The sequence below is a fragment of the Sphingomonas sp. genome, assembly GCF_031372575.1.
Classification (GTDB): domain Bacteria; phylum Pseudomonadota; class Alphaproteobacteria; order Sphingomonadales; family Sphingomonadaceae; genus Sphingomicrobium.
Genome location: NZ_JANMLM010000092.1, coordinates 33,983 through 43,708, shown reverse-complemented (window position 1 = coordinate 43,708; position 9,726 = coordinate 33,983). Strand labels below are relative to the sequence as shown.

Sequence of the window (9,726 nt, the reverse complement as noted above, 5' to 3'; positions counted from 1 at the left end):
GTCATCCCAAGGGCCTGTACATGCTGTTCTTCGCCGAAATGTGGGAGCGATTCTCTTACTACGGCATGCGCGCGCTGCTGATTTTCTACCTGACCAAGCATTGGCTGTTCGCCGACGACAAGGCGAACCTGATTTACGGCGCTTATACCAGCCTAGTGTACATCACCCCGGTACTCGGCGGTTATATCGCCGATCGTTATTTGGGGCAGCGCAAGGCGGTGTTGTTCGGCGGACTGCTGCTCGCCTTCGGCCATAGCCTGATGGCGGTCGAAGGCGTCGGCGGCCAGTCCGATCCGACGATCAATGTCTTCTGGCTCGCGTTGGCGTTCATCATCGTCGGCTCGGGTTTCCTCAAAGCCAACATCTCGGTGATGGTCGGGCAGCTGTACAAGCTGACCGACATTCGCCGCGATGGTGCCTACACCATCTTCTACATGGGGATTAACGTCGGCGCGGCGATCGGTACGATCCTGGTCGGCTATCTCGGCGAGACGATCGGCTGGGGCTATGGCTTCGGCCTGGCCGGTATCGGCATGATTGTCGGCCTGATCGTGTTCGTGCTCGGCAAGAAGGCGCTCAACGGCGCGGGCGAATCCCCCGTCGTGCTTAGCAAGAGCAAGGAAATGTCGGTCTATGGTGTCGGCGTCGCCGCCGTCGCGGTGATCTGGGCGCTGGTCCAATATCAGGATGTCATCCAGACTCTACTGATAGTGTCTGGAACAGTATTGCTCGGATATGTCGCGGCGGTCGCGGCTTTGCAATTGCCATACGGAGCGATTGGCAAGGCGCCAGCCGACAGTCGCGGGATGGTTTTCGGTGGCATGGCGCTGATGCTATTCCAAGCCGTGTCCGACGTGCTCAAATTGCCGACCTCTAACGCGACGATGGGCAGCCTCTCGATCGCAAATATGATTTGCTTGGCTGGCTTTGTGGTCATTCTTTTGGGCTTAGCGATCGAGAAGTTTCGGATCGAAAATCAGCCGCGTGATCGTATCTATGCAATTCTGTTCCTGATCGCGCTCAACCCGATCTTCTGGGGCCTGTTCGAGCAGGCGGGCGGGTCGATGAACCTGTTCACCGACCGGTTCGTCGACCGGGCCGGCGTCCCGGCGTCGATCTTCCAGTCGATCAACCCGATCATCATCATCTTGTTAGCACCGTTGTTCGCGGGATTGTGGGTGACGCTCGGGCGACGCGGCCTCGAGCCGTCGGCACCGGCCAAGTTCGGCATTGCCTTGTTGCAGATGGGTTTTGCCAATCTGGTGCTGGTGTGGGGCGCGATGGCGGTCGGGATCGACGTGATGGTGCCGGTGCTTTTCGTGTTCGCTTATTATCTGTTCGCGACGACCGCTGAATTGTGCCTCTCGCCGGTCGGCCTAAGCGCGATGAACCGGCTTGCGCCGAGCTTCATGGCGTCGCTGATCATGGGCGCTTGGTTCTACATGACCGCGGTCGGCAATTTCGTCGCCGGCAAGATCGGCGAGGCAACCGGCGGCGAAGGCGGCGAAATGACCAAGCAGGGCCTGCTCGACATTTATTCGATGTTCGGCTGGGTAACGATCGGCATCGGCGTCGCGGTTTTGCTCGTCTCGCCAATCGTCAAGCGATGGATGCATCTCGACACGCTTGAGGATGGTCCGCTCGCCGGCGATCGCGAGCTTGGCGAACCGCAGGCTGCGGGAACCAACCTCGATGGTGAGGTGAAGGCCTGATGCGCAGCGTCGTCGCCGCCGCCCTTGTCGCAGCAATGCTTGGGGGGTGTGCGGCGACCCCGCCACTCAAGGCGCCACCGATCCGCATCAACGAGGATCCCTATCCGTCGACCTACGCCCGCTATCCCGGCGCGCCGACGGTAATCCGCGGGGCGACGATCTTCGACGGCGAAGGCGGGCGGATCAACGATGGCACAGTGATCTTCGCCGACGGCGCGGTGGTCGCAACCGGTGATGCGTCGCTGGCCAGCCCTGCGGGGGCGATCGAGATAAACGGGGCGGGCAAGTTCGTGACCCCGGGGATCATCGACGTCCACAGCCACCTTGGCGACTATCCGTCACCTGGTGTCGAAGGAAACAGCGACGGCAATGAAGCGACCGGCGCCTCGCGGCCCGAGGTGTGGGCCGAGCATAGCGTGTGGCCGCAGGACCCCGGTTTTTCGCGTGCGCTGGCCAATGGCGGGGTGACCTCGCTGCAGATTCTGCCCGGTTCGGCCAATTTGTTCGGCGGACGATCGGTGGTGCTCAAGAATGTCCCGGCGCGCACCTCGCAGGGCATGAAATTTCCTGGTGCGCCTTACGGGCTGAAGATGGCGTGCGGCGAGAATCCCAAGCGCGTTTACGGCAACAAGGGCGGCCCCGGCACGCGGATGGGCAATGTCGCCGTCACCCGCGCGACGTGGCTCAAGGCCCAGGACTATGACCGCAAGTGGGACAAATATGAGAAGGTCGGCGGGGACATGCCCGGCCGCGATCTTGCGATGGACACCTTGCGCGGCGTACTCGACGGCAAGATCCGCATTCACAATCATTGCTACCGCGCCGACGAAATGGCGATCATGATCGATATGAGCCACGAATTTGGCTACAAGATCAGCACCTTTCACCATGCGGTCGAGAGCTACAAGGTGGCCGATCTGCTCGCGCGTGAGGGGATTTGCTCGGCGATGTGGGCTGACTGGTATGGCTTCAAGATGGAAAGCTATGACGGGATCAAGGAGAATATTCCGTTCGTCGACCGCGCCGGAGCATGTGCCATCGTCCATTCGGATGATGCCAACGGAATCCAGCGCTTGAACCAGGAAGCAGCCAAGGCGCTCGCCGACGGTCGCCGCGCCGGGGTCAACGTCAGTGACGAATCGGCGTGGCGCTGGCTGAGCTTTAATCCGGCCAAGGCGCTCGGCCTCGAAAGCCGCGTCGGAAGCCTCAAGCCGGGCAAGATGGCCGACATTGTGCTGTGGAACGGCAATCCGTTCAGCACCTACACGCGGCCCGAAAAAGTGTGGATCGACGGGGCAATGATGTACGATAGCGCCAACCCGCGCCTGCGCCCGGTAAGCGACTTCGAGCTTGGCCAGCCAGGCGAAGGAGACACCAAGTGAAGCGCCTGCTGATCGCCGCCGCGTTGCTCGCCAGCGCCACCCCACTTGCCGCCCAGACCATTGCGATTACCGGCGGCACCGTGGCGCTGGGTGACGGATCGAACCCGATTGTCGGGGCGACCGTCGTCATCCAAAACGGCAAGATATTGGCTGCTGGCGTGGGTGTGCCGATCCCGCGCGGGGCGGAGATTGTTGATGCCCGCGGCAAGTGGGTCACGCCGGGGATCGTCGGTGGCTTCTCGCGGCTGGGGCTGAGCGAAGTCGACCTGTCGGCCGATGGCACCACCGACGACCGCGCGCCGAGCGGGCCGTTCAGCGCCGCAATCGATGTCGCACCGGCGGTCAACCCGATGGGATCGACCATCTCCGTCAACCGCGCCGACGGGGTAACTCGGGCAATTGTCGCGCCCAACACCGCGCGCAGCATCTTCGCCGGGCAGGGGGCGGTGATCGACCTCGGTGCCGACCGCGACGCGATCACCGCCGCGCGCAAATTCCAGTTTGTCGAGCTTGGCGAAAGTGGCGCGGAAACCGCTGGCGGATCGCGCGCGTCGGCGCATCTGATGTTCCGCAATGCATTGCGCGAGGCCGGCGAGTTGGGCCGCAATGCTCAGCGCCCGGACGACGTCATGCTGACCCGGTTCGACGCGGCGGCGCTGGTGCCGGTGCTGCAAGGGCGGCAATATCTGCTGGTCCATGTCGAACAGGCCAATGATATCCTCCAGGCGATCGCGCTCAAGCGCGATTTCCCCGCGCTCAAGATGGTGCTGGTCGGGGTGACCGAAGGCTGGACCGTCGCCGACCGGATCGCGGCCTCGGGAATCCCGGTGATTGCCTCGGCGGTCAACGATCTTCCGGCAAGCTTTGAGCAACTTGCCGCGACGCAATCGAACATCGGGCGGATGCGCAACGCCGGGGTCAAGGTCGCGATCGGGATGATTGACGACAATGATTCGCGCTATTTGTTCAACCAGCGCCAATATGCCGCCAACCTTGTCGCGCTGGGCAAGGTGCCGGGTGCGACCGGGGTCAGCTGGGGCGACGCACTGGCGATGATCACGTCCAAGCCGGCCGAAGTGATCGGCATGGGCGACCAGATCGGCAGCCTGGTACGCGGGCGACAGGGCGACGTGGTGATCTGGTCGGGCGATCCGCTCGAGGTGGGAAGCGAGGCACAGATGGTGTGGATCGATGGCGTTAGCCAGCCACTCGAAAGCCGCCAGACCAAGCTTCGCGACCGCTATAAGACGCTCGACCGGCAAGCGCTTCCCGAGGCGTACCGGCGATGAGTGCGATGACGGGCCTGATCCTCGGGTCGGTCGCGTTCGTGGGCACGCATTTCGCGATGTCGCACCCGATGCGCGCGCCGATGGTCAGCGCGCTGGGCGAGAAGGTCTTTGGGCTGGTCTATGTCGTGGTGTCGTTCGCGACGCTCTATTTGATGGTTCATTATTATCATGGCGCGTTTGCCGATTCGCCCGCCGTCTTGTGGGATGCAGGCTCGATCGGGTGGATCGTCGGCACGATCCTGATGTGGATCGGGTCGGTGCTGTTCGTCGGTTCGGTCAAGAGCAATCCGGCGTTCCCGACCGGCGGCAAACCGGTGACCGAGATTGGCGCGGCACGCGGCGTGTTCGCCATCACCCGCCATCCGATGATGTGGGGCTTTGCGATATGGGCGTTGGTCCATGTAATCGTCAATCCGACCCCAGCCTCGCTGGTGGTCAGCGCGGCGATCGCGATCCTCGCTTTGGGCGGCGCAGCGGGGCAGGACCGCAAGAAGGAAAAACTGATCGGCGAGCCGTGGCACGATTGGGAAGCACGGACCAGTTTCGTGCCGTACGGTCGCGGTGTCGCATCGGCCGGTGGCTTCGCCCTCGCCGGCGGCACTTTGCTGTGGCTGGCTGCGAGCTATGCCCACGGCGCGCTCGGTTATCGCCCCGCCGGCATCTGGGCCTTTTTCGCTTAACCCTTTTCAGGCATTAGCCTTTCATGGGCAGGAAATTCTTCGGTACCGACGGGATTCGCGGGCGCGTCAACGATGCGCCGATGACCGCCGAAATTGCGATGCGGGTCGGCCAGGCGGCGGGCGCGCACTTCCTTCGCGGCGATCATCGCCACCGCGTGGTAATCGGCAAGGATACGCGCCTGTCGGGTTACATGATGGAATCGGCAATGGTCGCGGGCTTCACCTCGGTCGGGATGGACGTCGTCCTGCTCGGGCCGATGCCGACCCCGGCGGTGGCGATGCTGACCCGCTCGATGCGCGCCGACCTTGGCGTGATGATTTCGGCGAGCCACAATGCGTTCGTCGATAACGGGATCAAATTGTTCGGCCCCGATGGCTATAAGTTGAGCAACGAGGACAAACGGTCGATCGAGCGGCGACTGAGCAAGGAGCCGAAGCTGGCCAAGGCGGAAATGGTCGGGCGCGCCAAGCGGATCGACGATGCGCGCGGGCGCTATGTCCATTTCGCCAAGTCGACCTTGCCTGATCACATGCGGCTCGACGGGCTCAAGATCGTCATCGATTGTGCCAATGGCGCGGCCTACCACGTCGCGCCCGATGCCTTGTGGGAGCTTGGCGCCGACGTGATCGCGCTCGGCGTGTCGCCCAACGGCACCAACATCAACGACAATTGCGGATCGACCCACCCGCAGGCGTTGCGCGATGCGGTGGTCGCCAACCAGGCGCATATCGGGCTCGCGCTCGACGGCGATGCCGACCGGCTGATCGTGGTCGACGAAACCGGCAGGGTGATCGATGGCGACCAGTTGATGGCGCTGATCGCGATTGACCAGAAGCGCCGCGGGTCATTGAAGGCCAAGGCGGTGGTGGCGACGGTGATGTCCAACCTCGGGCTTGAACGCCATTTGCACAAGAATCGGATCGAATTGGTGCGGACCAAGGTAGGCGACCGCTATGTGCTCGAGGAAATGCGCAGCCGAGGTGCGAATGTCGGTGGCGAGCAATCGGGGCATATCATCCTGACCGATCATTCGACCACCGGCGACGGGCTGGTCGCGGGGCTGCAGATATTGGCGTCGATGATCGACAGCGGGAAGAAAGCGAGCGAATTGCTCGACCAGTTCGAACCGGTGCCGCAATTGCTCAAGAATGTCCGCTACGACAAGGGCGAGCCGCTCGACGATGCCAAGGTGATCAAGCGCATCGCCGCGGCCGAGAAGGCACTCGACGGGCGCGGCCGGCTGGTGATCCGCAAGTCGGGCACCGAGCCGCTGATCCGGGTGATGGCCGAGGGCGACGACATGGCCGAGGTCGAAGCGATCGTCGACGATATCTGCGCCGCAGTCGCCGCCGCCTGATGCTCGACATGCGGCCCGATTGCGAACGCTGCGGGGCGGACTTGCCAGCTGACCAGCATGGCGCGTTTGTCTGTTCGTTCGAATGCACCTTTTGCGCGACGTGCACAGAGGAAATGGACGAGCGCTGCCCCAATTGCGGTGGCGAAATGACCGATCGCCCGGTGCGCAGCGGCAAGAATTTACGCGAGCATCCGGCCTCGACGACGCGCAAGTTTGCAGCATGACTATCGCGCGAATCCTGATCATCGCCGGGTCGGACAGCGGCGGCGGAGCGGGGATCCAAGCCGACATCAAGACCGTCACCATGCTCGGCGGCCATGCGATGACCGCGATCACCGCCATCACCGCGCAGAACACGCTTGGCGTGACTGCGGTTCATCCGGTGCCGGCGGAGACGATCCTAGCGCAGATCGATGCGGTGGCCGACGACATCGGGGTTGACGCGATCAAGATCGGGATGATCGGCAGCGCGTTTTCCGCCGAAGTCATCGCCGACCGGCTGGCGCGGTTCGAGGGCATTCCGATCGTGTTCGACCCGGTGATGGTCGCGACCAGCGGCGCACCGCTCGCCGACGATGCCACCATCGCCGCGTTCGGCCGGCTGATGGATGTCGCGACGATCGTCACGCCCAACCTGCCCGAATTGAAGCGTCTGTCGAGCGAGGGCGACGAGGTCAACGCCGCGCTTGCTTTGGTCTCGGCGCATCGCTGCGCGGTGCTGATCAAGGGTGGGCATGAGGAAGGTGACGCGCTCGCCGACGCGCTGATCGAGGAGGATAATATCACCAGCTGGCAGGGCCAGCGCATCGCCACGACAAGCACCCACGGCACCGGCTGCACGCTGGCGTCGGCAATCGCGATGTTCCTGGCCGAGGGGCATAGCCTGACCCAGGCGGTCGGCCGGGCGCGCGAGTTCGTGCGGGTCGCGCTGCATGCCGCGCCGGGGCTTGGCGGCGGGGCAGGGCCGCTCGGGCATGCCGCGGTTCGGCTCGATGTCGGCCCGGGGTCGATGCCGCGGATGAACCAGGTGACGATGACGGTGAAGGAATATGCCAAGTCGGTCATATTCTACCGCACGCTCGGGTTGCGGCAGATCGTCGACAGTCCGGAAAATGCCTATGCGCGGTTCGAAACCGGGGGCGGCGCGACCCTGTCGATCCAGGCCGATCCCGACGAGACCATCTCGCCGACCACCGCAATCTATCTTGAATGCGACGATATCGATGCCGAGGTCGACCGGCTGGCGCGATTGGGCGTGCCGTTCGAGCATGGCCCACGCAACCAGCCATGGATGTGGCGCGAGGCGCGGCTGCGCGATCCGTCAGGCAATACGATCTTCCTCTACAAAGCGGGCGAAAATCGCCGCTTCCCGCCGTGGCGGATCGCCGAATGATCGCGGGTGTGGACGAGGCGGGCCGGGGGCCCTTGGCGGGGCCGGTGGTGGCGGCGGCAGTGATCCTGTGCGGCAAGGACATTCGCGGGCTGGCCGACAGCAAAGTGCTCAAGGCGGACAAGCGCGCGATTTTGGCGACGCGAATTCATGCCCGTTGCCATGTCGGGATAGGACTCGCCAGCGTCGCGGAAATCGACTCGATCAATATCTTCCAGGCGACCATGCTGGCCATGACCCGCGCGATGGAGGCGTTATGCGCGGTGATCGGCTGCGATCCGGTCGAGGCGCTGATCGATGGCAATCTCACCCCGCTCGGTCGGCGGCCCGAATGGCGCTGGCCGGCGCGCGCGATCGTCGGCGGGGATGCCACCGAGCGCTGCATTTCGGCCGCCTCGATCGTCGCCAAACAGCATCGCGATGCGCTGATGCTGGCCGAGCATGAGTGCCATCCGGCCTACGGTTTCTGCCGCCACAAGGGCTATGGCACCCCCGAGCATCTAGCCGCCTTGCGGACCCACGGCCCGAGCCCGCTGCACCGCCGAAGCTTTGCACCGGTGGCGCAAATGGCCCTTTTCTGATCGATGAGTCCTTCGAGTCACACCACTAGGGATTGAGTCGCAACACCATGATGCACTCAAGATATAGTGGCTGAGGCCAAACGGATTCCTTTTGTTCTCCGCACGTTGTCGCCCCTCGTTAACACTTGATCGCTTGACCGCGAGTCCGGCCTGACTCACCCTTGAGGCGAGACGAGGGGGACTGCCGCCGTGAACATGATCGTGCCGATTACCGAGACCAGTCGACGCGCCCGCGCCCGGTCCAATGTCATGCCGATGCGCGAGTTGCCGCTCGACCAGATCATCCTTGGCGACTGCATAGCGGAGATGGCGCGCTTGCCCGACAAGTCGGTCGACATGATCTTCGCCGACCCGCCCTACAACCTCCAGCTCGGCGGCGATTTGCTTCGTCCCGAGGGTGGCAAAGTCGACGCTTGCGACGATGAGTGGGACAAGTTCGACAGCCTCGCCACTTATGACGACTTCACCCGCGAATGGCTCGCCGAGGCGCGGCGCATCCTCAAGGACGATGGCACCATCTGGGTGATCGGCAGCTATCATAACATCTACCGCGTCGGCACCTTGCTGCAGGAAGCCGACTTCTGGATCTTGAACGACATCATCTGGCGCAAAGCCAACCCGATGCCCAACTTCCGCGGCACCCGCTTCACCAACGCGCACGAGACCTTGCTGTGGTGCGCCAAGGACGAGAAAGCGCGCTACACCTTCAATTATCGCGCGATGAAAGCGCTCAACGACGACCTCCAGATGCGCAGTGACTGGGTGCTTCCGATCTGCTCGGGCGGTGAGCGCGCCAAGGACAATAACGGCGACAAGGCGCATCCGACGCAGAAACCCGAGAGCCTGCTGTATCGCGTGCTTCTGTCGTGCACCAAGCCGGGCGACATCGTGCTCGACCCGTTCTTCGGCACGGGCACGACCGGCGCGGTGGCGCGGCGACTGGGGCGGCGGTGGATCGGGATCGAGCGCGAGCCGGCCTATGCCAAGGTGGCGCGGGCGCGGATCGACGCGACGCTGCCGCTCGACGAAAGCGCGATGACGATGATGGTCGACAAGCGCGCCGCACCGCGTGTCGCGTTCGGTTTGCTGGTCGAGAGCGGGATGGTCCCGCCGGGATCATTGCTAAGCGATAGCAAGCGCCGGTGGAGTGCGACGGTCGGCGCCGACGGATCGATCGCCTGCGACGGCCACATGGGATCGATCCACAAGGTCGGCGCGGCCTTGCAGGGTGCGCCGAGCTGCAACGGCTGGACCTTCTGGCATGTCGAGGTGAACGGCCGCGCCGAGCCGATCGACGCGCTTCGCCAAAAGCATCTTCAGGGCTCATAGCCAAA

At 63.7% G+C, this 9,726-nt stretch carries 9 protein-coding genes; all 9 read left to right on the top strand.

All coding sequences use genetic code 11. From position 1 onward, the window contains the following. A partial coding sequence (locus tag RMN73_RS09535) for a peptide MFS transporter (RefSeq protein WP_309603086.1) occupies positions 1–1,712 on the top strand: 1,712 nt, incomplete at its 5' end. Then, entirely contained in the window at positions 1,709–3,094 is a 1,386-nt protein-coding gene (locus RMN73_RS09530; protein WP_405051559.1) for an amidohydrolase, read from the top strand. The genes RMN73_RS09535 and RMN73_RS09530, both read left to right, overlap by 4 nt. Then, complete coding sequence (locus RMN73_RS09525) at positions 3,091–4,383, top strand: amidohydrolase family protein (protein ID WP_309603085.1); 1,293 nt, start codon at positions 3,091–3,093, stop codon at positions 4,381–4,383. The genes RMN73_RS09530 and RMN73_RS09525 overlap by 4 nt, the downstream gene beginning before the upstream one ends. Beyond that, a complete protein-coding gene (locus RMN73_RS09520) occupies positions 4,380–5,063 on the top strand; it encodes an NnrU family protein (RefSeq protein ID WP_309603084.1) in 684 nt (227 codons plus the stop codon). The genes RMN73_RS09525 and RMN73_RS09520 overlap by 4 nt, the downstream gene beginning before the upstream one ends. A gap of 23 nt (positions 5,064–5,086) precedes the next feature. After that, the gene (gene glmM / locus RMN73_RS09515) at positions 5,087–6,421 is read left to right on the top strand and encodes a phosphoglucosamine mutase (protein WP_309603083.1); all 1,335 of its coding nucleotides are present in this window, start codon (positions 5,087–5,089) and stop codon (positions 6,419–6,421) included. Then, complete coding sequence (locus tag RMN73_RS09510; protein ID WP_309603082.1) at positions 6,421–6,645, top strand: DUF1272 domain-containing protein; 225 nt, start codon at positions 6,421–6,423, stop codon at positions 6,643–6,645. The genes glmM and RMN73_RS09510 overlap by 1 nt, the downstream gene beginning before the upstream one ends. After that, positions 6,642–7,814, top strand: a complete 1,173-nt coding sequence (gene thiD, locus RMN73_RS09505) for a bifunctional hydroxymethylpyrimidine kinase/phosphomethylpyrimidine kinase (protein WP_309603081.1) — start codon at positions 6,642–6,644, stop codon at positions 7,812–7,814. Before RMN73_RS09510 ends, thiD begins: the two co-directional genes overlap by 4 nt. After that, positions 7,811–8,392, top strand: coding sequence for a ribonuclease HII (locus tag RMN73_RS09500; RefSeq protein ID WP_309603080.1), 582 nt, complete (start codon positions 7,811–7,813; stop codon positions 8,390–8,392). Before thiD ends, RMN73_RS09500 begins: the two co-directional genes overlap by 4 nt. A gap of 249 nt (positions 8,393–8,641) precedes the next feature. After that, positions 8,642–9,721: a site-specific DNA-methyltransferase gene (locus tag RMN73_RS09495; protein ID WP_309603090.1), complete on the top strand. Its 1,080-nt coding sequence runs from the start codon at positions 8,642–8,644 to the stop codon at positions 9,719–9,721. The last annotated feature ends 5 nt before the right edge of the window (positions 9,722–9,726 follow it).

Coding starts and splice junctions, on each gene's coding strand:
- RMN73_RS09520 (WP_309603084.1), top strand. CDS start 4,380: ATGAGTGCGATGACGGGCCTGATCCTCGGGTCGGTCGCGTTCGTGGGC.
- glmM (WP_309603083.1), top strand. CDS start 5,087: ATGGGCAGGAAATTCTTCGGTACCGACGGGATTCGCGGGCGCGTCAAC.
- RMN73_RS09510 (WP_309603082.1), top strand. CDS start 6,421: ATGCTCGACATGCGGCCCGATTGCGAACGCTGCGGGGCGGACTTGCCA.
- thiD (WP_309603081.1), top strand. CDS start 6,642: ATGACTATCGCGCGAATCCTGATCATCGCCGGGTCGGACAGCGGCGGC.
- RMN73_RS09500 (WP_309603080.1), top strand. CDS start 7,811: ATGATCGCGGGTGTGGACGAGGCGGGCCGGGGGCCCTTGGCGGGGCCG.
- RMN73_RS09495 (WP_309603090.1), top strand. CDS start 8,642: ATGCCGATGCGCGAGTTGCCGCTCGACCAGATCATCCTTGGCGACTGC.